General features: G+C 59.8%; 20 protein-coding genes. 8 read left to right on the forward strand and 12 right to left on the reverse strand.

The window, feature by feature from the left end:
* Positions 1-57: 57 nt before the first annotated feature.
* From ACX5K5_RS14310 to ACX5K5_RS14320, 3 genes are all read right to left on the reverse strand, one after another.
* On the reverse strand, positions 58-846 hold the full coding sequence (locus ACX5K5_RS14310) for an IclR family transcriptional regulator (RefSeq protein ID WP_459174586.1): 789 nt from the start codon (positions 844-846) through the stop codon (positions 58-60).
* 154 nt (positions 847-1,000) lie between these two features.
* On the reverse strand, positions 1,001-1,321 hold the full coding sequence (locus tag ACX5K5_RS14315) for a putative quinol monooxygenase (protein WP_459174587.1): 321 nt from the start codon (positions 1,319-1,321) through the stop codon (positions 1,001-1,003).
* Between the two features lie 128 nt (positions 1,322-1,449).
* Entirely contained in the window at positions 1,450-1,665 is a 216-nt protein-coding gene (locus ACX5K5_RS14320) for a hypothetical protein (RefSeq protein ID WP_459174588.1), read from the reverse strand.
* 81 nt (positions 1,666-1,746) lie between these two features.
* On the opposite strand from ACX5K5_RS14320, the gene ACX5K5_RS14325 reads away from it, so the two are divergent.
* The 4 genes from ACX5K5_RS14325 (at position 1,747) to ACX5K5_RS14340 (ending at position 6,455) form a co-directional block, all read left to right on the forward strand.
* A complete protein-coding gene (locus ACX5K5_RS14325) occupies positions 1,747-2,451 on the forward strand; it encodes a FadR/GntR family transcriptional regulator (RefSeq protein ID WP_459174589.1) in 705 nt (234 codons plus the stop codon).
* On the forward strand, positions 2,448-3,446 hold the full coding sequence (locus ACX5K5_RS14330) for an asparaginase (protein ID WP_443449755.1): 999 nt from the start codon (positions 2,448-2,450) through the stop codon (positions 3,444-3,446). Before ACX5K5_RS14325 ends, ACX5K5_RS14330 begins: the two co-directional genes overlap by 4 nt.
* A 75-nt stretch (positions 3,447-3,521) precedes the next feature.
* Complete coding sequence (locus ACX5K5_RS14335; protein WP_459174590.1) at positions 3,522-4,937, forward strand: aspartate ammonia-lyase; 1,416 nt, start codon at positions 3,522-3,524, stop codon at positions 4,935-4,937.
* Positions 4,938-4,952: 15 nt separating this feature from the next.
* Positions 4,953-6,455, forward strand: a complete 1,503-nt coding sequence (locus ACX5K5_RS14340) for an amino acid permease (RefSeq protein ID WP_459174591.1) — start codon at positions 4,953-4,955, stop codon at positions 6,453-6,455.
* 78 nt (positions 6,456-6,533) lie between these two features.
* Here ACX5K5_RS14340 and ACX5K5_RS14345 read toward each other — a convergent pair whose 3' ends face one another.
* Positions 6,534-7,304, reverse strand: coding sequence for a hypothetical protein (locus tag ACX5K5_RS14345; protein WP_459174592.1), 771 nt, complete (start codon positions 7,302-7,304; stop codon positions 6,534-6,536).
* 188 nt (positions 7,305-7,492) lie between these two features.
* Here ACX5K5_RS14345 and ACX5K5_RS14350 point away from each other — a divergent pair, with 188 nt between their 5' ends.
* A complete protein-coding gene (locus tag ACX5K5_RS14350; protein ID WP_459174593.1) occupies positions 7,493-9,550 on the forward strand; it encodes a S9 family peptidase in 2,058 nt (685 codons plus the stop codon).
* Between the two features lie 79 nt (positions 9,551-9,629).
* Here ACX5K5_RS14350 and ACX5K5_RS14355 read toward each other — a convergent pair whose 3' ends face one another.
* The 6 genes from ACX5K5_RS14355 to ACX5K5_RS14380 form a co-directional block, all read right to left on the reverse strand.
* Positions 9,630-12,188 carry a DUF5129 domain-containing protein gene (locus ACX5K5_RS14355; protein WP_459174594.1) on the reverse strand — a complete coding sequence of 853 codons (2,559 nt, stop codon included), beginning with the start codon at positions 12,186-12,188 and terminating at the stop codon, positions 9,630-9,632.
* Positions 12,185-13,600, reverse strand: coding sequence for a hypothetical protein (locus ACX5K5_RS14360; protein WP_205738257.1), 1,416 nt, complete (start codon positions 13,598-13,600; stop codon positions 12,185-12,187). Before ACX5K5_RS14360 ends, ACX5K5_RS14355 begins: the two co-directional genes overlap by 4 nt.
* Before the next feature lie 151 nt (positions 13,601-13,751).
* Positions 13,752-15,176, reverse strand: a complete 1,425-nt coding sequence (locus ACX5K5_RS14365; RefSeq protein WP_443449749.1) for a dihydrolipoamide acetyltransferase family protein — start codon at positions 15,174-15,176, stop codon at positions 13,752-13,754.
* 23 nt (positions 15,177-15,199) lie between these two features.
* Positions 15,200-16,165: an alpha-ketoacid dehydrogenase subunit beta gene (locus tag ACX5K5_RS14370; RefSeq protein WP_188683266.1), complete on the reverse strand. Its 966-nt coding sequence runs from the start codon at positions 16,163-16,165 to the stop codon at positions 15,200-15,202.
* A gap of 13 nt (positions 16,166-16,178) precedes the next feature.
* Positions 16,179-17,324: a pyruvate dehydrogenase (acetyl-transferring) E1 component subunit alpha gene (gene pdhA / locus ACX5K5_RS14375; protein WP_459174595.1), complete on the reverse strand. Its 1,146-nt coding sequence runs from the start codon at positions 17,322-17,324 to the stop codon at positions 16,179-16,181.
* Positions 17,325-17,445: 121 nt separating this feature from the next.
* Positions 17,446-18,561: a histidinol-phosphate transaminase gene (locus ACX5K5_RS14380; RefSeq protein ID WP_459174596.1), complete on the reverse strand. Its 1,116-nt coding sequence runs from the start codon at positions 18,559-18,561 to the stop codon at positions 17,446-17,448.
* 81 nt (positions 18,562-18,642) lie between these two features.
* Here ACX5K5_RS14380 and ACX5K5_RS14385 point away from each other — a divergent pair, with 81 nt between their 5' ends.
* Positions 18,643-19,029 (forward strand): phage holin family protein, encoded by a 387-nt coding sequence (locus ACX5K5_RS14385; protein ID WP_459174597.1) that lies wholly within the window; start codon positions 18,643-18,645, stop codon positions 19,027-19,029.
* Between the two features lie 137 nt (positions 19,030-19,166).
* The gene (locus ACX5K5_RS14390; protein ID WP_459174598.1) at positions 19,167-20,873 is read left to right on the forward strand and encodes an HNH endonuclease signature motif containing protein; all 1,707 of its coding nucleotides are present in this window, start codon (positions 19,167-19,169) and stop codon (positions 20,871-20,873) included.
* Positions 20,874-21,392: 519 nt separating this feature from the next.
* Here ACX5K5_RS14390 and ACX5K5_RS14395 read toward each other — a convergent pair.
* Positions 21,393-22,739, reverse strand: coding sequence for a hypothetical protein (locus tag ACX5K5_RS14395; RefSeq protein ID WP_459174599.1), 1,347 nt, complete (start codon positions 22,737-22,739; stop codon positions 21,393-21,395).
* A 2-nt stretch (positions 22,740-22,741) separates the two neighbouring features.
* Positions 22,742-23,014: a hypothetical protein gene (locus ACX5K5_RS14400; RefSeq protein ID WP_188683274.1), complete on the reverse strand. Its 273-nt coding sequence runs from the start codon at positions 23,012-23,014 to the stop codon at positions 22,742-22,744.
* 159 nt (positions 23,015-23,173) lie between these two features.
* On the opposite strand from ACX5K5_RS14400, the gene purB reads away from it, so the two are divergent.
* Complete coding sequence (gene purB, locus ACX5K5_RS14405) at positions 23,174-24,583, forward strand: adenylosuccinate lyase (RefSeq protein ID WP_105678506.1); 1,410 nt, start codon at positions 23,174-23,176, stop codon at positions 24,581-24,583.
* Positions 24,584-24,633: the final 50 nt, after the last annotated feature.

Raw genomic sequence — 24,633 nt, forward strand, 5'->3', positions numbered from 1 at the left:
GGGCCGCCAAGCTTCCTGGCGGCCCGCAGTTTTGCGCTATATAAGAATGCGCGGAGGCTAGGAGGGAATCATCGGGGTGCCCCGCAATGCGCGGCTCACCCGACCGGCGATATCGCGCAGCAGCAGTGCGATCTCACCATGCCTCGCGGCGAAGTCTGCCGGCTCCATGGAAACAGCCACCGAGCCAATTGTTTGGCCTGTGGAGGTGGTCACCGGTGCGGCCATGCAAGAGGCCCCACGGATGAATTCTTCGCGTTCCACGGCAATGCCTTCTTCACCTACCGTACTCAATTCGCTCTCAAGAACGCTGTGGCTGCTAATTGTGCGGTCAGTTATCAGCGGAAGGCCATGGCGCTCCAAATAGTCCCAGCGCTGGTCGTTTCCCATCCCTGCCAGCAGCACCTTGCCAAAGGCTGTGGCATGAGCCGCATCATTAAACCCAAACCCCATTGGTGTGATTCGTGGATGCGCAGCAGACTCAATCACGTGTGCCACGACGATGTCATCGCCGCGATGCACCGCATAATAGGCTGCCGCCTTGGCCCGCACATGCAATTCACGTATCAGATTAGCCACTGCCGGAGGCGTCCCGATTTGCTTACGCAGCGAAGAATCTAGGGCATGCAATTTATATCCGAGGCCGTAGCGGCTCTCGCCCTTTAAATGCACCAGATGCTCGGATTCGACGAGCGTCTTCAGCATCCGGTAAACCGACGGTAATGGCATGTCCAGCGCGACTGAAATGTCTTTAGCGCTCATTCCACGCTGATTTGATGCGACAACGTCAAGCAAGGCGAACGCCTTACGCACTGATGCCATCCCCGATAAGAGGTCGTTATTTCCCATCACACTAGCCTTGCGCATGACTCTAGATGTTCCAAAATTTTGATCCGAAATGACGGCTCGATCGATCCTCCACCCGGTATGACTGTAGCTAGCAAAGCGCGGCAGCCCAGCAAATACTGCTGGGCTGCCGCGCTGCAACTCGTTCCAGGCTCATTTACGCTATGGCAAGCTCTCCCATGCGATCCCAGTCGCTGCCTTCAATCTGGCGGCTGATGATCTTCGGCGTCTCAGCTAAGGCTTCGGGCATCTGCTTCATGGCCAGCTGGAAGTGTTCGCTATTAACGTGGTCCGCCGCGCCGTCTTCAGCGAATGCCTCGACCAGCACAAATTCGTTGGGGTCCTCAACGCTTTGCGACCAGTCGAACCATAGATTCCCAGGTTCCTTTCGAGTCGTCTGCGTGAAGTCGCGGGTCAGGTCCAACCAGCGATCGGCCCACTCGGATTTCACCTTAAATTTAACAACGATAAAAATCATGATTCGCCTTTCTCATTCGATGAGCCCGCTGCCGGGCGGAAAGAACTAGTCTCTCCTTCTTACTCTCCAGTCTTCGTGGTCCACGAGCCGACCGCCAAGTACCTGTATCGCCCAGTGAGAAGGCCTCGTTAGGATGCGGTCTGGTTGTCAGGCGCAAGATCAGCCATCCAGGCCCACGCTTCTAGCCACGAACCCTGACCGCAGACGCCTGCAAGGTGCTGCGGGTTCCAGGTCTCGGCCAAAACCGCGGCCGGATCATCGCGGCGGTACTCAGGCGACAAGCGCATCCGGCGCCGACCGATTAGCCATCCGCCCAGCTCAGGAGCATGCTTTGCCAGGTGCAAGCCAGACTCCCGAGGTTACGCCGAAAACTGCTTCATCTGGCGACTTGACGTAGGGTGCGTCACACCCGCACACTGGTAATCATGAACCTGTCAGACAGCTGGACAGCCGGACAGCAACCGATTGCTCGCACCAGCGCCTCCGAGGCCGTTTTTAACACGCTGCGCGCCGCCATCGAAGCACAAGAGATGCCGCTGGGCGCAAAGCTCGGCTCCGAGGCGAGCCTGGCTTCGACCTACGGAGTCAGCCGCTCGGTAGTCCGCGAAGCACTGCGCTCCTGCGCCGCTTTGGGGCTGACCCGCACCGAAACCGGGCGTGGCACCTTTATCATCTCCCACCGCCCCACCCGCGATCTGGTGCTCGGCAGCTTCTCCTCCGCGGACCTGCACGAGGCCCGCCCGCACATCGAAATCCCCGCCGCCCAGCTAGCCGCCGCCCGGCGTACCAGCGAAGACCTGGAACGGCTGGCCGGACTCCTCGAAGATATGGAATCCGAAGACGGCGCCGAAGCCTGGGTGCAGCTGGACGCGGCATTTCATGCCGCGATCGCCCGCGCCAGCGGCAACTCGGTGTTTGACCGCGTGGTCGGAGACATCCGTGAGGCCATGTCCCGCCAATCCGAAACCGTCAACCTGGTCACCGGACGCCGCACCCCCTCAAATACCGAGCATCGCAAGATCGTGGCGGCCATCGGCGCCGCAGACACCGAGGCCGCCGGACACGCAATGGCCGAACATCTGGCCGCGGTGCAGCACGCAGTTTCAACCATCGTCAGGAGTACCAAGTGAATCCCTCGCCAGCAACATCTGCGGCGCGCCCCTCCGCGGCAGTGACACTGCCTGCCCACATTCCGCTGGTCGCTGCCAGCCGCGGAAACGTCCTGGAGTCGATCCATTATGGGTCGGCGGTATTGCTTGACCCCGACGGCCAACCGCTGATGACCTTGGGCGATCAGCAGGCACGGTTCTACCCGCGCTCCGCACTCAAGCCGCTCTTCGCCGTCGCCATCCTTCGCTCCGGTCTCACGCTCAACGACGAGCAGATCGCCTTGGCCGCCGCCAGCCACTCGGGCTCCCCCGGCCACCAGCAGGTCGCCGAGTCCACGCTGCAGGCAGCCGGACTATCCGTCGCGGATTTGGGCAACTCCACCGACCTGCCCTACGGCGTGGAAGAACGCGCCGCATGGCTGGCCCAGGGTGGCACCGCCACCCAGCTGGCACAGAACTGCTCGGGTAAACATGCCGCGCTACTGGCCATGTGTAAACACAACGGCTGGGAAACAGAAAACTACCTCGCCGCTGATCACCCGCTAGCAGCCACCCTGCGCGCGATAGTTGAAGAGCTGACGGAGGAAAAAATCCTCAGCTCCAGCACCGATGGCTGCGGCACCGAGGTCTACCCACTGACCTTAGCCGCATTGGCCCGCGGTTTTGCCAAGCTCTCTAGCGCCGCCAAAGACACCGCAGAAGGCCGGGTCGCACACGCCATGCGCACCCACCCGGAACTGGTGGCCGGCGAGGGACGCGATGTCACCGCGCTGATGCGCGCACTTCACGGCTCCGTGGCCAAGGATGGTTTCGAGGGAATCCAAGCCGTCGGCCTAGCCGATGGGTCTTCGCTGGCGGTGAAGATTTCCGACGGCGGAGATCGGGCCCGCATGCCGATCACCATAAAACTACTGGCCGAGCGCCTGGACGAAGAAGCCCAACGCCAGTTACGCGACCTCGCCTCCACCGATTTACTTGGTGGCGGAGAAGTCGTCGGGCAGCTCCAAGCGCTGTAAAAACACCGACAAAATTTAGTTTCATCCAACACCTAGGGTGCATTTTGTGCGCCCAAAAATCAGGAGTGAGCAGACATGTCTGAAACCCTTCAGGCTCCCGTAACCCGCAGCGAACACGACCTCATTGGCGACCGCGAGATCCCCGTCGAAGCCTATTGGGGTGTGCACAGCTTGCGCGCCAAGGAAAATTTCGACATCACCGGGACTTCCCTGTCCGGCAACCCGCACCTGATCATCGCGTTGGCCCGCGTCAAGCAGGCGGCGGCCCGCGCCAACCATGAGCTGGGCTTGCTCGACGATGCCCGCGCCCGGGCCATCGATGAAGCCTGCGAGGCCATCGCCAACGGTTCGCTGCATGATCAGTTCATCATCGACCCGATCCAGGGCGGAGCGGGCACCAGCACCAACATGAACGCCAACGAGGTCATCGCCAACCTCGCGCTGGAAATCATGGGACATGCCAAGGGCGAATACTCCTACCTGCACCCCAACGACCATGTGAATCTCTCCCAGTCAACCAACGACGCGTACCCCACCGCGGTGAACATCGCCACGCACTTCGCCACCCAGCCGCTACTCGCTGCGATGACGGTGTTGGAAAACTCCTGCCTGGCCAAGGCCAAGGAATTTCGCGGCGTCGTAAAAATGGGCCGCACCCAGTTGCAGGATGCGGTGCCGATGACCGTGGGCCAGGAATTTGGTGGCTGGGCGGTGACCCTGCGCGAAGACCGCGACCGGCTGGCCGAATCACTGTCGCTGGTCACCGAGATCAACCTGGGCGCCACGGCTATCGGCACCGGGCTGAACGCCCCGGCCGGCTACGCCGAATCGGCCCGTGGCCACCTGGCCGCGTTGACCGGGCTGCCGCTGACTACCAGCCCGGATCTGATCGAAGCCACTTCCGATGTGGGAGCGTTTGTGCACCTTTCGGGTGTGCTCAAGCGTGTGGCGCTGAAGATCTCAAAGATCTGCAACGATCTGCGTCTGCTCTCCTCCGGCCCGCGCGCCGGGCTAAATGACCTGCAGCTGCCTGCCGTGCAGTCCGGCTCCTCGATTATGCCCGGCAAGGTCAACCCGGTCATCCCAGAGGTGGTTAACCAGATCGCCTACCAGGTGGTCGGCTACGACATGACGGTGACCATGGCCGCCGAGGGTGGCCAGCTGCAGCTGAACGCCTTTGAACCGGTCATCGCACATTCCATTGGGCTATCGCTCAAGCACCTGACCAACGGCTGCCTCACCCTGGCAAGCCGCTGCATCGACGGCATCACCGTCGACGAAGACGCGTTGCGCCGCGCGGTGGAAAACTCCATCGGCCTGGTCACCGCGCTGAACCCACGCCTAGGCTACTCCGCCTCCACCTCGATCGCATTGGAAGCGTTGCATTCGGGACGCGGGGTCGCCGAGCTGGTCCTAGAGCGCGGACTGCTCTCGGCAGAAGATCTGAACGAACTGCTCAAGCCAGAACGCCTGGCAAATCTCTCCGACTAATAGTTAAGGTTTACGATGGAGCATTCCACCACCCGCGCCACCGCTGCGCACGTCCCAGATGCCGGCCTGACCGCCGGCGACGGGGACTACCACAAGGGACTTTCCTCCCGCCAAATGCAGATGATCGCCATTGGCGGCGCCATCGGCACTGGCCTGTTCATGGGCGCCGGCGGGCGTCTGTCGGCCGCCGGCCCAGGTATTGTCATCAGCTACGCGGTCTGCGGATTTTTCGCATTCCTGATCCTGCGCGCCCTGGGCGAACTGGTCATGCACCGCCCGTCCTCGGGCTCGTTCGTCTCCTACGCCCGTGAGTTCTACGGGGAGAAGGCCGCGTTCGCCACCGGCTGGTTGTACTGGCTGAACTGGGTGATGACCTCGATCGTGGACATCACCGCGGTGGCGCTGTACATGGCGTTCTTCGGCAAATATGTGGCATGGATTGGCAGCGTTCCGCAGTGGCTCTGGGCGCTCGCGGCGCTGGCGTTGGTGCTGGGCATGAACCTGGTCTCGGTTAAGGCCTTCGGCGAGATGGAGTTCTGGTTTGCGCTGATCAAGGTGGTCGCGCTGGTGGGCTTCTTGATCGTCGGCTGTTACTTTGTCATCTTCGGCACCCCGATCGACGGCCATGAGGTGGGCTTCTCGATCCTGTCCGACAATGGTGGGCTGCTACCCAATGGGTTGCTGCCGGTCCTCGTATTAATGCAGGGTGTGGTCTTCTCCTACGCGTCGATCGAGCTGATCGGTACCGCGGCAGGCGAGACGGAAAACCCCGAAAAGGTCATGCCGAAGGCGATTAATACCGTGATCATCCGCATCGCCGTGTTCTACGTCGGCTCGCTGGTCCTGCTCTCGCTGCTGCTGCCCTACACCGCGTACAAGGCCGGCGAATCCCCGTTCGTGACCTTCTTCGGCTCCATCGGCATCCAGGGCATGGACGTGGTGATGAATCTGGTGGTGCTCACCGCGGCGCTCTCCTCGCTGAACGCGGGACTGTATTCCACCGGACGCATCATGCGTTCGATGTCGCTGAACGGTTCCGCCCCGCGCTTCGCCGGACGGATGAACAAATCCGGCGTGCCTTACGGCGGCATCCTGATTACCGCCGCCGTGGCGGTGCTCGGCGTGGTGCTCAACGCCTTTGTTCCGGCCGCGGCCTTCGAAATTGTGTTGAACTTCGCGGCCGTGGGAATCATCGCCTCCTGGGGCATGATCGTGCTGTGCCAGATGGCGCTGGTGAAGGCCGCACGCCGCGGAACCCTGTCCCGCCCGAGCTTCCGGATGCCGCTGGCCCCGATCTCCGGATGGGTGACGCTGGCCTTCCTGGCCGCCGTGCTGGTGATGATGGCCTTCGATAATCCGGTTGGCACCTGGACGATCGCTTCGCTGGCCATCATCATCCCGCTGCTGATTCTTGGCTGGTACGCCAGCCGGAAGCGGATCAACGAGCTGGCCGATGCCCGTCTGGCCGTGCAGCAGCAGCGCACCGGTGAATCGGGCAATGACAAGGCCTCGGTGTAGAAACCGGAAAATCCGCAGGGCTATCCGGCGGGAGCTGCGGCTCCCGCCGGATATTTTCAGCTTCTGGCGGCTTCTTGGCTAGCTAGCCGCATGGCGCACGCTGAGCAGGATCGCCTCCACCGTCTGGTACTCGTCGCTGGCAAGGAAAGTGTCCACCCCTTCCCGGGTGGGGTCATCGCCGATCCCCTGATCCTCCATGTACTCGTCGTCTACCCAGAACATGGGGGCCTGGGAGTCGCCGATCTTAAAGTACTCCAGATCCGGCATTTCGGTCCGATCGGCAAGCACCTGGTCATCGATCAGCGCCAACGAGAACCCGGTTTCCTTCTCGCCATCTTCCTGGCTGGTCCCGGTCCAGAATTCTGCTAGCAGGCTGGTCGGTGTTTTCAGCTGCGGGACAGGTTTCTGCACCAGCACCTCGCGTTCATACAGGTTCGTATCCCCATCCGGGGAGGTGGCGGTATTCGGAATCAGCGTCAGCACGTGCTCCCCGCGCTGATCCTTCACCTCCCAGTTGTCATACTCGGTGCATTCGCCCTGGCAGTCATCACCGGCCACGGACCAATGTTCGGGAAGTTTAAAACCGATGCCCATCACTTCTTTGCTCACCGTCAGCTGCGCCGAGATATCCTTCGAAGGTTGTGCACTAGCCGACGGCGACCCGGTAGTTGCGGCAGTTGTCTCGGCCTCGGTACTCGGAGCCGGCGAGCTGGCCGAGCCTTGTGGGCTTTGCGGTTGTTCGCTGCTGCCCGAATCCGGTGCCGGATCGGCGGTCGAACACGCAGAAAACAGCAGCGCAGAGGCGGCCGTTAAGCAGAGCAGTCGAACGCGGTGTGGACGTTGTTTCATTTTTCTCTCCTCAGCGTGAGCCACAGGGTGACCGTTCTTCTAAGCTACGATCCCTCATCGGTCAGCCTATTCCAATATCGTTAGTATTAAATCTTGGTCGCAAATTTGGCATTTTTCTTGACACCCCGTTAAAGCCGAGCTGCTCGGCGCACTAGTGCGTGCCACGCATTAGTGGAAAGATGTGAGCTATGACATATGCCAAGCAACCATTTCACAATCTCGATGAGTACATCGGCCTCCCGCGGGTAGCGGGCCTAGCTCTGTCCCCCGATGGCACCAAACTTGTCACCACACTAAGCACCCTCAGCAGTGATCAAACCAAATACACCTCCGCCCTGTGGCAGCTGGACCCGCAGGGAAAAACACCTGCCCGGCGCCTGACCTTCGGAGAAAACGGCGAATCACAGCCGAACTTCAGCGCCGACGGAGACCTCCTTTTCCTAGCCAAACGCGGCACCGGGGAGGATGCTAAACCCGAAGCCTGGCGTTTACCTTCCGCCGGAGGAGAAGCCCGATCGATCCTCACCCACCCGGCGGGAATTGAGTCGGTGACCACCTTTCCCCGCAACCCACAGCGCGTGCTGGTCTGCGCTCCCGGAATGCCACGCGCCACCGACCTGGAGCACGAAGCGAAAATCCTTCAGGAGCGCAAAACCAAAAAGATCACCGCCATCCTCCACACCGGCTACCCGGTGCGCTATTGGGACGCGGACCTAGGACCACAAACCCCGCACTTTTATACCGCAGCCCTTGACCCTGCGGCGAATGCCGAATCCGCGACGCTCAAGGATCTGACTCCCAGCAGCGGCGTGCAGCAAACCGATACCGCCTTCACCGCGGCGGATAACGGCGAATTTTTGATCACCGAATGGCTCGTTCCCGAGGGCCGCGGCTCGCTTGCCACCGGCCTCATGCGCTTAGATCTGCACAGCGGAGCGCAAGAAATGCTGCTGCAGCCCGATGAGACCTACGAATACACGGTCGGCAAAATCAGCCCGGATTCCAGCAAACTCATCTACGCCCGATGGACCCGCTCCACCCCACAGTGTGCCGGAGCCATGACCCTATGGCTCATGGAGCTCTCCAGCGGCGAAACGCATCAGATCGCCGTCGGCTGGGATCGCTGGACTAACGACATCACCTGGTTCCCCAACGGCCACTCGGTGCTGTTGACCGCGGATGAGCACGGCCACGGCCCGATCTTCCACCTCTCCCTTGATAGCGACAAGATCACCCGACTCACCGCGGATGGCGCCTACACCAACGTGCTGATCAGCCCGGATTCGCGCACCGCCTACGCGCTGCGCTCCAGCTACGAGTACCCCACCGAACCGGTGTCCATCGAACTCACTCACCTAGCTGAGCTGGAATCGGGTCAATACGCCGCGTTGACCGGGCTACTGTCCCCGGCCGAACAGCCGGCACTGCCCGGCACGCTAACCGAGGTGAGCACCACCGCGGAGGATGGCAGCACGATCCGCGCCTGGCTGGCCCTGCCGCGCGATGCATCCCCCAGCAACAAGGCACCACTCTTACTCTGGATTCATGGTGGACCACTGGGTTCGTGGAATGCCTGGAGCTGGCGTTGGAGCCCCTGGTTGGCTGTTGCGCAAGGCTACGCGGTGCTGCTGCCGGACCCGGCACTGTCCACCGGTTACGGTCAAGATTTCATCCAACGTGGCTGGGGCCGATGGGGCGAGGAACCCTACACCGACCTGCTGGTCATCACCGATGCTGCCGAGGCGCGCGCGGACATCGATCAGAGTCGCACCGCGGCCATGGGCGGATCCTTCGGCGGTTATATGGCCAATTGGATCGCCGGACATACCGACCGCTTCAAGGCAATCGTGACTCATGCGAGCCTCTGGGCGCTGGATGGTTTCGACAAGTCCACCGATGCCTCGTTCTACTGGACCCGGGAGATGAGTCCGGAAATGATCCAGGCCAATTCCCCGCATCACCACGTGGCGCAGATTGTCACCCCGATGCTGGTCATCCACGGGGATAAGGATTACCGCGTGCCAATTAGCGAGGGGCTCAAGCTCTGGTACCAGTTGCTGGCCGATTCCGGTCTGCCGCAGGCGCCCGATGGCACCACCGATCACCGGTTCCTCTACTTCCCCGACGAGAACCATTGGATCTTCAGCCCGCAGCACGCGAAGATCTGGTACCAGGTGGTCTTCGAGTTCCTCTCCCAGCATGTGCTGGGCAACGAGCCAGGTGAACTGCCCGAGGTGCTGGGCTAAAGACCGCATCACACGCCGACGGCGGTCAGCATTACCCTACTCACTAGGGGATGCGGACCGCCGTCGACGTGGGAGCCTACTAGCTAGGCAGTAATACCGACGCCGGTTCGTCGCCGCCGGCCCCACGCGTGGCCGCCACTAGGTCATTGGCACGACGAGTGACATCTTGATCGCGTTCGCCCAGGCGCGCCACCAAACGCTCAAGGTGCGCCACCCTGCGGGCAAAGGACTGCCCCAACCGCTCACCCAAGGGCAGTTGTGAGAGTTCTTGCGCCTCATGCCAGGCCATCACCAACGCACGCTCAAAGAGCCGCTGCCCCGCCTCATCGGCGCGCCCGTGAGTATCTGCACCGAGCACCGCCACCGCGTTAATCTGCGAATCCTCCAACCCGAGCAGCAACGCTTCAAGCTGACGCTTCGCCTGCGCCAGGCTCCGTGCGCCACGCCCGAACCGGCCCAGCCTGGTGGCCGTCGAAAGTAGGTAACGCACCACCAGTACCAGGTTGAGCACGGTCAAGCAGAACAGGAACGTGAGCATCCAGAATAGCGACGTGGCAGAAAAATTGACCGGCTCATAGCCGTTGCGCGCTAGTGCGTTGTTGTAGTCGTCTAAGGCCCCGGCCACTTCCATCTCCAGGTACTTGGACTCGCTAATCGACCCGTGCTCCCAGGCGACCAGCCGCCCCCACCCGTAGTCGCCGCGTTGCAGCTGCGCGGAGATCACCCCGGGCACGACGGTTCGCTCATCGTCGGCCAGTAGCACCGGGACGATCACCTCGCCCTCGCGTAGCTCCCCGGTGAGCGGATTTACCTTGTCCTTAAATTCGCTTTTCAGCCGCCATTTGGCTTCCAAAATACTGCGCGGACGCACCTGATGGAAGCTTCGTCCCGCTTCAAGCGGAAGGAAATCCAGGTAGCTTTCGGCATCACGTACGGCCAGGGTAAAGCTGGTGTCGGTCTGAAAATCGGTGTCCATATAACGTAGGACCTCATCTTCATCGAGCAGCTTGGCCGGATCATCCACCTCGAAGCTGACCCCCTGACCGCTACCGCTGCGTGAAACTTCGGGTTTGGCGGTCAACGTGCTCACGCTCAGCCCGGCGACGATCATCGCGGCAATGAGCGTCACGACGGCCCCGGTTATGCGTAGCCCACGACGTCGCGGGGCAGGTTCATCTATGCCAGGTGAATGAGAGGCGTGGCCGCGAGAAGTTTTGCTGGCGACAGGCAGAGCGTGCGGCTGCGGCGCCACCCGAGTATCGGAGGCGAGCGTATCGCCTAAGGTGGCACGGACCAGCGCGTTGGCTAGCCCCAACTGGTACAGGGCGCTGGACTGCTCAGCGGTTTGTAGGCCCAAACTCTCCCGCAACTGCAGATGCTGTGCGGGAACCTGCGCCACGGCGGGGATTTTCCCGCGCGGGTAGCGGCGCAGGCTGTGCGTCAACGCTTTACCGTGTGTGGCCAGCTGCTTTTCGGCCTTGCGCCAGCGGTCAACTGCCTGCGAACTATCGACCTCTAAGGCCGAGGCCTGCAGCAATTCGCCCAGGTCATCACGCAGCCTGCGCACATCACTACCGGAAATCATTTTTCCCGGGGCCTGCTCTAGGCGAATCAGCAAGGCGGTTGCCGCATCGTTGATCGGCCGGCTCAATTGGTCAAAGGTGGAACCGGTCCCGGCAAGGTTTGCATGCACCGACCCGGCTCCCAGCAACGCGTCGGCGAGCTGAGTCAGCGTGCGAGTGCTCGCCTCGAAGGTGGCCAGCTGGGCACCTGTGCGTGTACCGAGCGCCTCCTTTTTGGTAAACAGCGAGGTGACCAGCGGGTCTTCGCTGCGCGCCGCCTGCAGGGACAGCCTTTGCAGCTCCTCCCAGTTTTTGCTGAACCCCGCCGGGCGTGAAGCAGCCGGTGCTGCTGCATAGGTCGTCTCCAAGGCTTCGAGGTCCAGTAGCACCCGGGCCAGTTTGCGTTGCGCGGCAATCAGCCGACGATGCCGCGACCCCCACCGCGAACGGTAGCGCAGCGCAACAGAGAGCAGCGCGGCGGTCAGCATCGCGCAGAGGCCAATCGCACCAAACCAGTAGGCCGGGTTTTGTACCCCTTGTGCGGAGAGCACGATCGCGGCGCGCTCGGCGGCCGCCACCACCGCCTGCGGGCCGTGCCCTAAGCCCAGGTTGTCGCGGAAGGCCCCGCTAATTTCAAAACGGGCATCGGTATATTCATCGCGTCCGTCCACCAGCTGCGAGTTCAGCGCGGCCCCGGTAAACCGCTGCTGCACGGTGCTATTTTCGGTCTTGAGATTCTCCAGCTGCGTGGAGAGCAACACCTGGCCAGTGGGCACCTGTCCGCGCAGCAGCTCATCACCACTCAGGTGCCGGTCGGTAACTATCAGTCGCAGCGGCCGATGTGTTTTGATCGGTTCACTTAGCGCCGCGTCGACCGTGGCCTGGCTAATGTTCCACTCCGGGGTACCCTCAACCACGATCGCCACCTCAAAGCGTGGCTCGTCGGGGATCGATTGGTAGCCTTGCACCGCCACCAGGGTGGTCACCAGCGCCATCAGCAGCGCGCCGAGCGCTGCCCAGGACCGTGGCCTGTGCAGCCTGCGGCCCCGTGAATCGTATAACCCCCGCCGGCTCATGAACTGACCTGCCGGTTTTCACTCTTGAGCATCTGCGCCCGCACCAGCGCGACGTCCAGGCTAGTCAAGGGATCTGTAAATACCTGCCGAGCGCCGTGCGCATCCATTCGCTGACGGAGCGAACCAACTACTTCTAGCCGTGCCTCGCGCGCCTGAGTGAGGGCGGCGCTATGGTTTTGCTGCAGTTCGGCACGCATTTGCCAGAGCTGGTCTAAAACCTGCACCGGGCTTTGCTGACGGGACGCATCGGCCTGCACCCAGTGCTGGATCTCGTCTAACCGGTTGGTGTGTTCGATAATCATGGTCCGCAATTGCGGCAGGCAGTGAAGCTGACCCACGGAGTCTAAGTTGAGGAACTGCGCGGTGTCTTCGAGCCGTTCCCGGTGGGTAAGCACGATGGCTTTCCAATCGGCGCTCTGCCCGCGTTTTGCCTCAAGGAGCGTGTTTAGCGCCTTCGTGGCGGCGATCAGCAACTCCTGATCGGCGAGGCTAGCTTCCATCCGCGCTAGCTCTTCGACGCTCAGCGGGCCGCCGTCCTGATAGTTCTGCGCAAGTAATAAGGCACGCGCGTTCAGCGCAGGTATCACCGCGTTGATGGATTCACTGGCCCGTCTGGTAGGCCCATTTGGCTCGCCCGCAGGCAGTGGTGCACGATATTTTTCCAACCGGAAGGCGCGATGTCGAAGTAAATCGACGAGCTGCGCTCCACGCTGGGCACGCTTGTTCGCCGCCTTGGCGCGCACCTTGCGCCGGTGCATGATGAAAACTACCAACACCCCGCCCAGCACTAGCAGTGCAAGTATTCCCACACCTTGCCAGCTGCGGAACATAGCTTTTTTGGGTGCCTGCAACTGCGTTGCGCTCGCCTTGCTCACCTCGATGATCCCCTGGGTGTACTTTTGGGAATCAAAATATTGTTGGCCCGCGCGGTGAATACGCTCGGTCGCGCCCTCGGCCTTGGCCCTGACATTTCGGCCCGGATCCACAAAAACTTCGGTGGGTGCACCGGCGCGTTCGGGAAGCATCACTCCCACCACGATCCACCCTTTGCCGACGTAACCGCGATCTTTGCCGTGTTCCAACCAGTCATCGCTCAACGCGTCGCTGTCACCAAAGAGCAGCAGGCCGCGCACTAACTGCGCGGCGCCCTTGAGATTATTGGGTTTTTTATCCACCCCCACCAGGATCTTTGCGTGGGTAGCTCCCATCGATTCGCGCACCTGATCAACGATTCCCTGCTGATCGACCGAAGCTTGGGCCGCGTCGCTGACCGCCAGATAAAAGTTGTCCTCATGCGCGCTAATCAACGGGATCAGCACCGACTCATTGTCTTTAGCCGGGGCGCTGGACTCGGTGGTGGGATACACCGGCGCCGGCGCTGGCTGCGCCACGGGCGCGTTCAATGGCGACATGAAAAACGTCAGCACTAGCGCGAAAGCGGCTGAAACAAGCGGTCGAATCATAGTCCTGCGAGTATATCAACAATACTTTGAGTAACCGGGAATGAAAAACCCGCCCGATGCATGCCTTGCGGGCACCCACCGGACGGGTTGCTTCGTGGTTCTAGTCAAGCAACAACGCAGGTTCTTCCATGATCGAGGCGACATCGGCCATGAACCGTGCGGACAGATCCCCGTCCACCACCCGGTGATCAAAGGAGCCGCCCAGCGTGGTGATCCAGCGTGGCACTACCTCGCCGTCGACCACCCATGGCTTCTGCTTGATCGTGCCGAAGGCGACGATCGCAACCTCGCCGGGGTTGAGGATCGGCGTTCCGGTGTCGATGCCCAACACCCCGATATTGGTGATGCTCAACGTGCCTTCGCGCATATCCTCCGGGCTGGTCTTACCGGCCCGGGCGGTCATCGCCAAGTCGTTGAGTGCAATCGCCAGCTCGCGCATATTCAGCGTGTGGGCGTTCTTGATATTCGGCACCAGCAACCCGCGCGGGGTGGCTGCCGCAATACCCAGATTCATGAAGTGCTTCTGGTGGATCTCCGCGCCGGATTCGGTCTCCACCCAGGAGGCGTTCACCGACGGGTTACGCGCCGCAGCCCAAATAACCGCGCGCGCCAAAACCAGCAACGGGGAAACCTTAATTCCCTCAAAATCGCGGGACTTCTTCAGCCTGGCCACGTACTCCATGGTGCGGCTAGCATCCACGTCGACGAAGATCGACACGTGCGGAGCGCTAAACGCCGACGCAACCATCGCCTTCGCGGTGGCCTTGCGAACCCCACGAACCTGCGAACGTTCGATCAGTGCGCCACCTTGGGCACCATGGCCCCAGTAGGTCGGTGCCGCATCGCGTTCGGCTTCGCGCTGACCCTGGTAACTGTTGACGTCTTCGCGGGTCACCTCACCTTGCACCCCGGTGCCGATGACCTCGTTGATGTCTACGCCGAGGTCTTTGGCCAACCGGCGCACCGGCGGTTTAGCCAGCACGCGGTCCATAAAGTTCGCCATCGCAGGCTTGCGACGATCCACCTCGCGGGCCACCGCCTGCCCCAATCCCTGGGCACGACGAGAAATAGTATCGGCTAGACCAGCAGCACTGGCGCCAGCCTTGTTTGCCGCGCTGGTGCGTTCGGCACCGACCGACGGTGTTGGACGGCTGGTCCGCGCGCGGCGCACCGCCGAATCCGCGGCCGGGCCGGAACCAACCAACGGGCCAGGCTCCTCGCTATGGTTCGGAGTTTCGGTGTTGGCAACCTGCACCGGTTCGGGCACGCCGGTGGGGAGCACCGGGTCACCCTCCTCATTGATGGTGATCAGCGGCTGATCAACCAGCACGGTGTCACCCTCGGCTGCATGAAGTTCGGTGACCACCCCGGCGAAAGGGCAGGGCAGCTCAACGAGCGACTTCGCGGTTTCAATTTCGACAAAGATCTGGTTGACCTCAACGGTGTCGCCTACTTGGACCTTCCATGAAGCGATATCGGCTTCGGTCAGCCCCTCGCCCACATCGGGAAGATTAAAGACAGTCATGTTTTTCTCCTTGAATCCGTCGCTTAGTAGGCGAAGGACCGGTCGAGGGCTTCGAGTAGCTTGTCGATGTCCGGCAGGTACTGGGATTCGACCTTAGAGATCGGGTACGGCATATGGAATCCGCCCACACGCAGCACCGGCGCCTCCAATGAGAGGAAGGCGCGTTCGGTGATTCGTGCGGCGATCTCCCCGCCGATCCCACCAAAGGTCGGCGCCTCATGGGTCACGATCAGTCGTCCGGTCTTCTGCACCGACTCGGTGATGGTGTCAAAATCAATGGGTGACAGCGAGCGTAGGTCGATCACTTCTACCGAGCGGCCATCTTCACGCGCCGCCTCGGCAGCGGCCAGGGCGATCGGCACCAGCGGTCCGTAGGCCACGATGGTCGCGTCATCCCCGGGACGAACCACCTGCGCCTTGAACGCGTCCAGCGCCGGAGTTTCGGTATCTACCTCGCCCTTAAGCCAGTAACGGCGCTTGGGTTCCAGATAAATCACCGGGTCCTGGCAGGCCGCGGCCTGCTGGATCATCCAGTACGCGTCGTGCGCGTTGGACGGGGTGATCACGCGCAGCCCGGCGGTGTGCACAAAGAGCGCCTCAGGAGATTCGGAGTGATGTTCGATCGACCCGATCCCGCCGCCATAAGGAATGCGGATGACTACGGGAACCGTGAGCCGGCCCTCGGAACGCGCATGCATTTTGGCCAGCTGCGTGGTGATCTGGCTGAAGGCGGGGAACACAAAACCATCAAACTGGATTTCCACCAGTGGGCTGATCCCGCGCAACGCCATACCTACCGCGCCGCCGACGATCCCGGCCTCACCCAGTGGGGAGTCGATCACGCGGTGTGCGCCGTATTTGTCGATCAGCCCATCGGTGATGCGATACACGCCACCGAGGCGGCCAATATCTTCACCCATGAGGATCGCGCGGTCATTGGATTCGAGTATCTTATCCAGGCCCGTGGTGATGGCCTTGGCAAGCGTCATAGTTGTCGTCAATTTACTTCTCCCCCGCGCCTGATTCGTCCGCAAACCCGGCCTCGTATTCCAAATGCCAAGCCAGCTCTTCCTGAATCAGCGGGTGCGCCTCGGCGTACACCTGCTCGAAGGATTTGGCCAGCGGTGGCACAGGGAAAGCCATGGCGTCCTTGCGAACCTTTGCTGCCATTTCATCGCCGTCGGTAGCCAGCTGCGCAAAGAATGCCTCGTCAACAATCTTGTTTTCACGCAGGTACGTTTCTAACCGAATCAGCGGATCCTTCGGAGCCCACGCGAGCTCATCTTCGCTCATTCGGTACTTGGTTGGATCATCTGCGGTGGTGTGTGCACCCAATCGATAGGTCATCGCCTCGATGAGTACCGGCCCTTTTCCGCTGCGTGCATGCTCCAGCGCCCAGCGAGTTGCTGCCAACACCGCGAGCACGTCGTTACCGTCCACTTGGATGCCTGGCATGCCATAACCTGCCGCGCGGTGAACCAAATCCACCTTCGACTGCACGTCGAAAGGTACCGAGATGGCCCACTGGTTGTTCTGGCAGAAGAACACCACCGGAGCGTTAAAGGAGTTCGCGAAGACCATCGCTTCGTGGGTTTCGCCCTCGGTGGAGGAACCGTCACCGAAGTAGGCCACCACCGCATCACCTTCGGCGGCACGTTTAGCTTCATCCCAGCCGTGCTGGTCAAGGTTGATCGCCATTCCATAGCCCGATGCGTGCGGCATCTGCGCCGCGAGCACCATGGTGTACATGTGGAAGTTGTTTTCCCGTGGGTCCCAGCCGCCACCGGAGATTCCGCGGAAGAGCCGCAACATCTCGGAGAAGGAGACGTTACGGGTCAGTGCCACACCGTGTTCACGGTAGGTAGGGAAGATGTAATCGCTGGGACGGGTGGCTCGACCCGAACCGATCTGCGCCGCTTCTTGCCCGCGCAACGGGACCCAGAGGCACAGCTGCCCCTGGCGTTGCAGGGCCGTAGCCTCTTGGTCGAATCGGCGGGTCAACGCCATATCGCGGTAAAAACCACGCAACATGTCGTCGTCAACGTCACCCAAATACGCATCGTACATTTGGTTGGGAAGACGCTGGCCTTCCGGAGTCAGAATCTGCACTAGACCCTGGTCCGTCGCCTCATTCGCGGCACGCGACATAAAACATCCTTCAATCATTCATATGCCCCTTCAGGAATACATTCCCTATGGGACATATAGCGGCTTAACTACTAAACAGCCTATATCTTTCGGCCTCTAAAACGCGAGAATTAGAAGCACGTCAGCCGAGCTTTAAATCCTCAGAATTCTTGCACAATTCGATGAAACGATCATTCGCTTCAACCTCCGCGATCGAGATGCGCACACCCTCGAAGCCAAACCCACGAACCGACAACGCCCGCGCCTGGGCACGCTGCACGAACTCTTGGGTGTTTTCACCCAACGGCAACCAGATGAAGTTCGCCTGAGTTTGCGGGAATACCCAACCCAGCGCTCGCAAAGCGGCCACCACGCGCTCACGTTCCTGAACTAAACTCTCCACGCGTTCAAGCACCTTATCGATGTTTGCCAGCGAGGCAACGGCGGCATCTTCGGCGACCGAAGAAACAGCAAACGGGGTCGCCACCACACGAATATTTTCGGTGATCTCCGGGTGTGCAACACTGTAGCCAACGCGAAGGTTAGCCAAGCCGTGCGCCTTGGAGAACGTGCGCAACAACACCACGTTTGGATTCTTACGGTAGGTGTTCACACCGTTCACGGAATGCTCATCACGAACAAACTCGATGTAGGCCTCATCTAAGACGATCAGCACGTTGCGTGGCACGCGGGCGATGAAGTCATCAACCTCTGCCTGCGTCAGGATGGGGCCGGTGGGGTTATTCGGAGTGCACAACAAAATCACCGAGGTGTTTTCGTTAACTGCTGCGATCATCGATTCCAGGTCGTGACGACCATCGGACAAGACCGGAATTTCCACCGGCAACGCCCCTGCGCTTTGCACCAAGATCGGGTAGGCCTCAAATGAGCGCCACGCGTAGATGACCTCATCCTGAATTCCGTCCTCGTTCTGTCCCGCGAAAGTGGTCAGAATCTGAGTCAGTGCGCCAAGTGAACCGGCACCGGAGACGATGTCTTCGGCCGGCACGTCAAGATACTCGCTCAGGCTCGTGCGCAGCTTCGTCGACAGGCTATCGGGGTAGCGGTTCAGCGCATCCTGCGCCAAGACCGCCTGACGCACCTCATCAATTGGGCCAAAAGGAATCTCATTCGACGAAAGCTTGAATGATTCAAGCCCTTCGACCGCTACCGGTGGTTTGCCGGCGGCGTACTTAGGCAAGCGCGCAACGATGGAACGAGGTTGCACCAGATCTTGGATTACAGGGTTCTCACTCATAGCTCAAGCCTAGTGCCCGGCGGCGCAATCGGCAGATTCCTTTTCCACCGATCATCCAGTCTTCTATGACAAAGTTGGCTTATGAGTTTTTTGATTCGAGTCATTATCAACGCCCTCGCGCTTGCCGCGGCCGTGTGGGTTGTCCCCGGCCTTCATATCTCGGCGATGAGCGATGACCTGATGGGCTCCGTCATTGCCTACCTGATCATTGGCCTGATCTTCGGTCTGATCAACGCCTTAGTGCGTCCGATCGTCGCGTTCTTCACGCTGCCCATCACCTGCCTGACCTTGGGCTTGTTCACCGTGATCGTCAACGCCTTGATGCTCTTACTCACCAGTTGGCTGACACAGTTCACTCCGGTCGGACTAAGTATCGACAAATTTTGGTGGGACGCAATCGCTGGCACCATCATCATCTCGATCATTTCCGCGGTCCTCGGCGTATTTGTGGGTAAGAAAAAACGCTAGCCCCTCCGCTACACCGGTGTCCGTTGGACGATGAAATAGTTCAGCGTCCAACGGACACCGAAAATACTCAGCTGGCGAGTTTTCCACAACTTGCACGTTGGCCACCCACGGCGCAGGATCCAGTTCATACTCAACTCATGAACACCACCGCCGGGGTTAGCCTCACCGAACTGCATACGACGCTCACCGAGCTCACCGCAGCCACCAGTGAGCCAGAAAACCTCACGGGCGAAACCCTGCGCAAACTGGCCACCACCGGCACCGCACTGTTCACCTTCCTACGCCTACATCTGGCAGAGACCACCGATCCCCGCCTCGCCCTAGAATTAGCCACCACCGGCCAACAGCTCGAAGACGAAGCAGCACGTATCCGTGTCACCGGTGCTGACCGACTCGCAGCCACCAACGCCCACACCCTTCACGAAACAGAACTCGACACACTACGCACCACCGCCCCAGACACCACCCGCTTGCCTCACCGCTGCGCTGGTAAAGCAAGCTTCCAAACCCCTGCCGCACTCTTAGCTTCCTGGACTCATATTCCTTTTGGTGAAGCGAGCAAACTCATCGGCGACGCCAGCGATCTGATCAGCCGCCGGGATATGGCTGGTAACCAGATCCCACCGCGCTTTGAACACTTAGCCACACTATTTACCACCCCAGACACGGAACAATCCCCGGCGTTGCATCCGGCGGTGGTGCGGGAGATCAGTCAGAAACTGGCTAAGCGTGAACCTAAGGACCAGACCTTTGAGGGGATCCGTACCGAGCCGACGTTGTTTCATGCAGATGGCCGCCCGGTGGAAGAACACGCAGCCACCCTGCTGACTGCGGGGCAGAGCGTTGCCGAAACGAACAAACAGGTCAAAGAACTGATCACTACCGCGAGTACTACTGCAGGTACTGCAACATCCTCCTCGCTGCGTCGGGGATTCTTCCCGTTACCGATTAAGAACGAGTTCACCCGCGAGTTTCTCTTGCGGGTCACCACGGTGGAAGGTGAGTACTTTGATTCGTTGGCCGCTCATGCAGCTAACGGGCGCACCCGTGCCGGGGCGCAGGCTCGGGTCAACCGTCCGCCACAGGCTGGCACGGTTAACGAGTCGGATACCGGTACTGAATCCGCTGAAGCTGCACCTGCCGTTGACGAACCAACCACCGACCCAGAATCAGAAACACTAGACGAAGCAGCCGCACAGCCGATCCCAGCAGAACCTAGCATCTTGGACTTCTTACCCGAAGGGGCATTGGAGGAAGCGATCTGGGAACCAGAAACCACCGAGGTCCCGGCGACGGTCCCTGAACGAGCGTTGAATGCGTTGATGGATATCCTCACCATGGTTCCGACCGGTGGAGGTGGCAGCCAACGGATTAGACCTGAGGTTCTGGTGCATTTGAAGCTCGAAGATTTGCAGGATCTCGCTTCTGGTGATGCGCGCACTGCTCACGGGGTGAATCTCCCGCCCGGGGATCTCAGACGGTTGTTGTGCGAAGCCGATATTATCCCGGCAATCTTTAACTCGAAGAGTGAGTTGCTTGACTATGGTCGAGCCCAACGGTTGGTTCCGGAGAGGCTCAAGCGCGCGGTGTTGGCTCGTGATCATGGGTGTGTTGTGCCTGGTTGTACTGAGCCGCCGGAGAAGATTGAGTTTCACCATGTTGATCCGTGGTGGATGGGCGGCGAAACGAAGCTCATCAATTTGGCGGGTCTGTGCCGGGGTGCGCATATGGATGCTGATTCGGGTCGGATCAAGGTCGTGATGATTGATGGGTTGCCGCACGTGATTTTGCCGAAGCATATTGACCCGTTGCAAAAGCCGCGGCGTAATACTTACTGGGACTGACTCCCGATCGGGGCAGCGTTCTACTGTTAACAAGAACGTCCGACCACACCCCACACAGATACCTATCCACTCACCGCCAGTAGCAATCCTCGTCAGGCTTGTTGAGGATTACTACTGGCTCTTTACTGCCCAATTTCTTCGTCAAATCGGCGACATCTTCCACATTGTCGCATGCATTGTCTGTAACGACTTTCGACGTCCAAAGCCATGCAAACAACGGGTTAGATCCAGCTCCCTGAATGCGCAAAGTTACTCTGCACTCTTACTGTTCTGATGAGCGCAGGAGTAAGTCCATCCGGTACCCGCCAGGGCAAGGACAATGGCAGCGGTCTTGCAGACAATTGTGTGTCAGCGCTTCGCGACAAGTAGTCACCATTAGATGATGCAACGGCACGCTATCGTGCCGTGATTCTTCAGCGTCGAGGCAAAACTCTGAATTGCCCGGCCTGATGGACAAGACAAAACCCACGCCCGAATGGCTCGGGGTGGGGCAAACAATGTACGAGTGCGTATTCGGGACTACCGCCCCATCCGATATTTTTCTGCTTCCCATTCTTCGTGCTTCGTATTCTTGGGGCGTTCTTTGCGTTCGATCTTGAACTTCCGATAGGTCAGTGGTCCCGGGGGGATTGCGAATTCCCGCAAATTATCCTGCAAATCTGGAACCGGATTCTCGACCATCTCTTTTAAGTGATCCCCATAATTATCTAAATCGTGGGGCTTGCCGAAAAGCCCGTCATCGAGTTGATCTTCATTCCGTGGACCGTCAAATTTCACCGTGATTTGATCTTTCTTCCGCGTATTCTCCGTACCATCGGTCCCAGGAACCATGTCTTTGGAATCCTCAAGGGATAGGCTGCGGATATCTTCGGGAAGATCGATGTGCCCAATGGGCGAGCCAAAGGTCAGCATCTTTTTCATTTTGAACTTTTTGCGCAGGAACTTGTTCTTCATCAGGTTCGCGATGTGTATCCCACCTTGCGAATATCCACTAAGAATCACCTCGTCGCCGTCCTGCGCTCCACTAATTTCAAGTGCTTCAGCAATCGGCCCCGCAAAGTTTTCCGAATCCAAACCAAATCCGTCGATAATTCCATACGTGTCAAAGGGGTTCTGCCCGTCTGAGTCCGGCTGAGTTCCGGGAAGAATCACCAGGTGGACGTTCTTTCCGTCCTTCTCTGCCTCTGCAATCAGAATCTTCCCGTCCTCTTCGGGGCCTGCATCGTTGAGGACCTGATGCAGCTTGTAGAACGTATTGACCGTTCCATCGGACTCAAATTTCTCTACCGGGTCCGAGTCGCTCAGCTTCAACTCTTTGTTACGAAATGGCCCCCAGATCTTGATGAACTCTGCGAGGTTCTGCGTAGTTTCATGCATCATCTCTGGTTGTGGTCGGGCAAAGCCAAAACGGCCACGAGGAGAGGAAAGCAAGACAAAAAGTTTGAGAATATTTTCCATGTCTTGGGTGGGCGGACGTGAATCGTTATGACGCGTGTTGTTCCATAGGTCCACCAGAATCTGCCATTTGCCGGAAACCAGAATTGAATTTTCGATCCGGGTTTCGGCCCTGACATAATTCTCGATCGCGGCGGAAACTTTCTCTTCCAGCCGACGCGCATCGAGCACCGCCTCGGTGGCGTGGTGATACCCGGTGCGCAATTTATCCGCCAGAACTCCGACCGCATACCCATGGTTCGCTATCCCATTAGCTAGGCATTGGCTTTGTGATTGTCGTTGGCATTCTTGGGCGCGTACCGAAGCCCTGAGCAGTTGTGCCTGAACATCTTGAAGTTGTCCATATACTTGTTGACAAATTTGACGTGATTGGGCGTAATCCAAGGAGTTGTAATTGACGTCATACCCCATGGCTAGGACGCCATTCGCTGGTCAAGGATTTGTGCCTCTAACGCATTCATTTCACGAATAGCCAACGACAGATACGATTCAGCTTCGCCCAATGCTTTGGTCAGCGCTATGAGCCTGTCGCTGAGTTGACTCACTTCCGAAGCGAACGCCTTACCAGCCGTAGACCTCCAAGTCAGGGAGTTGATTGAAGATAGTTGTTCGATCGCGAAGTGGGTCGTCGACTGGGCATCATCCAATTGGAAGGCCACCGAATCTAAGGTCGCCTGAAACATCATGATTTTCTCCCAGCGGTCATTCTTCACCGGGGAGTCGGTGAAAGTATGCCTCCATCTTCGCGCTGTTTCTGCGCTAGCTGAGGTGTTGGACTACGGGCTGTGGAAAGATCGTCGACCGTAAAAGATGTGATGTGCACCGAGTAATGAAAGAATATGAGCATGGCTGAGATTGCGCGCACTTCCCTTGCTAATGAACCCCTGGCACTTGGTGCCCTCGACGGACGCTACCGCAGCGCGGTGGCACCGTTGGTTGACTACCTTTCCGAAGCGGCACTGAACCGCGATCGTGTCCACGTGGAAGTCGAATGGCTGATCCACCTGGCCGAAAACTCCGTACTTCCAGGTACCTCCCCGTTTACCGACCAGCAGCAGGCTGCCCTGCGCAAGATCGTCACCGACTTCGACGCTGACTCGGTGAAGGAACTTGCCGAGATCGAAGCCGTCACCGTGCACGATGTGAAGGCCGTCGAGTACTACATCGCGAACCGTCTGGATGCGATCGGCATCGGCCAGCTTAAGCCGATGGTTCACTTCGGTTGCACCAGTGAAGACATCAACAACCTGTCCTACGCGCTGGGTGTGCAGGGTGGCGTGACCCAGGTGTGGCTGCCGGCAGCACGCGCGTTGGTTACCCAACTGACGGCGATGGCCGAGGAGTCCCGCGAAGTGCCGATGCTCTCGCGCACCCACGGACAGCCAGCCACCCCCACCACCTTGGGCAAGGAGCTCGCGGTTCTCGCTTGGCGCCTGACCCGCCAGCTGGACCGCATCGAAAAGACCGAATACTTAGGCAAAATCAACGGTGCCACCGGTACCTACGCGGCGCACTACGCCTCGGTGCCAGGCGCCGATTGGCAGCAGGTGTCCAAGTCCTTCGTCGAGCACCTTGGTCTGACCTGGAACCCGCTGACCACCCAGATCGAATCCCACGACTGGCAGGCCGAAGTTTACGCTGATATTGCTCGTTTCAACCGAATCTTGCACAACCTGTGCACCGACGTGTGGAGCTACATTTCCATCGGCTACTTCGCGCAGATCCCGGTGGAAGGTGCGACCGGCTCCTCCACCATGCCGCACAAGGTCAACCCGATCCGCTTCGAGAACGCCGAGGCGAACCTAGAGATTTCCAACGGTCTGCTCGACACCCTGGGCGCGACCTTGGTGACCAGCCGTTGGCAGCGCGACCTGACCGACTCCTCCTCGCAGCGCAACATCGGTACGGCCATCGGCCACTCGGTGCTTGCCATTTCCAACGTGGCCAAGGGCCTGGATCGTTTGGATGTTGCCGAGGCAGTGCTCGCGGACGATCTGGACCACAACTGGGAGGTGCTCGCCGAGGCCATTCAGATGGTCATGCGTGCCGAGGCCATCGCCGGCGTCGAAGGCATGGACAACCCGTACGAACGCCTGAAGGATCTGACCCGTGGACACCGCGTGGATGCGGTACGCCTGAAGGAATTTGTGGGCGAGCTGGGGCTGTCGGCGGCCGCCGAGGCTCGACTGCAGCAGCTCACTCCGGGTAGCTACACCGGTATCGCTTCGCAGTTGGTTGACCACCTGAAGAAGTAGGTTTAACCGACTATCGCCCCGGACAATGGCCCGGGGCGATAGTCATTTAA

It is taken from the genome of Glutamicibacter bergerei (assembly GCF_054495185.1).

Excerpts from the sequence above, each read along its gene's own strand:
- ACX5K5_RS14315 (WP_459174587.1), bottom strand. The coding sequence starts at position 1,321 with ATGATTTTTATCGTTGTTAAATTTAAGGTGAAATCCGAGTGGGCCGAT.
- ACX5K5_RS14350 (WP_459174593.1), top strand. The coding sequence starts at position 7,493 with ATGACATATGCCAAGCAACCATTTCACAATCTCGATGAGTACATCGGC.
- ACX5K5_RS14365 (WP_443449749.1), bottom strand. The coding sequence starts at position 15,176 with ATGACTGTCTTTAATCTTCCCGATGTGGGCGAGGGGCTGACCGAAGCC.
- ACX5K5_RS14340 (WP_459174591.1), top strand. The coding sequence starts at position 4,953 with ATGGAGCATTCCACCACCCGCGCCACCGCTGCGCACGTCCCAGATGCC.
- ACX5K5_RS14310 (WP_459174586.1), bottom strand. The coding sequence starts at position 846 with ATGGGAAATAACGACCTCTTATCGGGGATGGCATCAGTGCGTAAGGCG.
- ACX5K5_RS14380 (WP_459174596.1), bottom strand. The coding sequence starts at position 18,561 with ATGAGTGAGAACCCTGTAATCCAAGATCTGGTGCAACCTCGTTCCATC.
- ACX5K5_RS14360 (WP_205738257.1), bottom strand. The coding sequence starts at position 13,600 with ATGTCGCCATTGAACGCGCCCGTGGCGCAGCCAGCGCCGGCGCCGGTG.
- ACX5K5_RS14355 (WP_459174594.1), bottom strand. The coding sequence starts at position 12,188 with ATGAGCCGGCGGGGGTTATACGATTCACGGGGCCGCAGGCTGCACAGG.
- ACX5K5_RS14385 (WP_459174597.1), top strand. The coding sequence starts at position 18,643 with ATGAGTTTTTTGATTCGAGTCATTATCAACGCCCTCGCGCTTGCCGCG.
- purB (WP_105678506.1), top strand. The coding sequence starts at position 23,174 with ATGGCTGAGATTGCGCGCACTTCCCTTGCTAATGAACCCCTGGCACTT.
- ACX5K5_RS14400 (WP_188683274.1), bottom strand. The coding sequence starts at position 23,014 with ATGATGTTTCAGGCGACCTTAGATTCGGTGGCCTTCCAATTGGATGAT.
- ACX5K5_RS14335 (WP_459174590.1), top strand. The coding sequence starts at position 3,522 with ATGTCTGAAACCCTTCAGGCTCCCGTAACCCGCAGCGAACACGACCTC.
- ACX5K5_RS14325 (WP_459174589.1), top strand. The coding sequence starts at position 1,747 with ATGAACCTGTCAGACAGCTGGACAGCCGGACAGCAACCGATTGCTCGC.
- pdhA (WP_459174595.1), bottom strand. The coding sequence starts at position 17,324 with ATGTCGCGTGCCGCGAATGAGGCGACGGACCAGGGTCTAGTGCAGATT.
- ACX5K5_RS14395 (WP_459174599.1), bottom strand. The coding sequence starts at position 22,739 with ATGGGGTATGACGTCAATTACAACTCCTTGGATTACGCCCAATCACGT.
- ACX5K5_RS14345 (WP_459174592.1), bottom strand. The coding sequence starts at position 7,304 with ATGAAACAACGTCCACACCGCGTTCGACTGCTCTGCTTAACGGCCGCC.
- ACX5K5_RS14370 (WP_188683266.1), bottom strand. The coding sequence starts at position 16,165 with ATGACGCTTGCCAAGGCCATCACCACGGGCCTGGATAAGATACTCGAA.
- ACX5K5_RS14390 (WP_459174598.1), top strand. The coding sequence starts at position 19,167 with ATGAACACCACCGCCGGGGTTAGCCTCACCGAACTGCATACGACGCTC.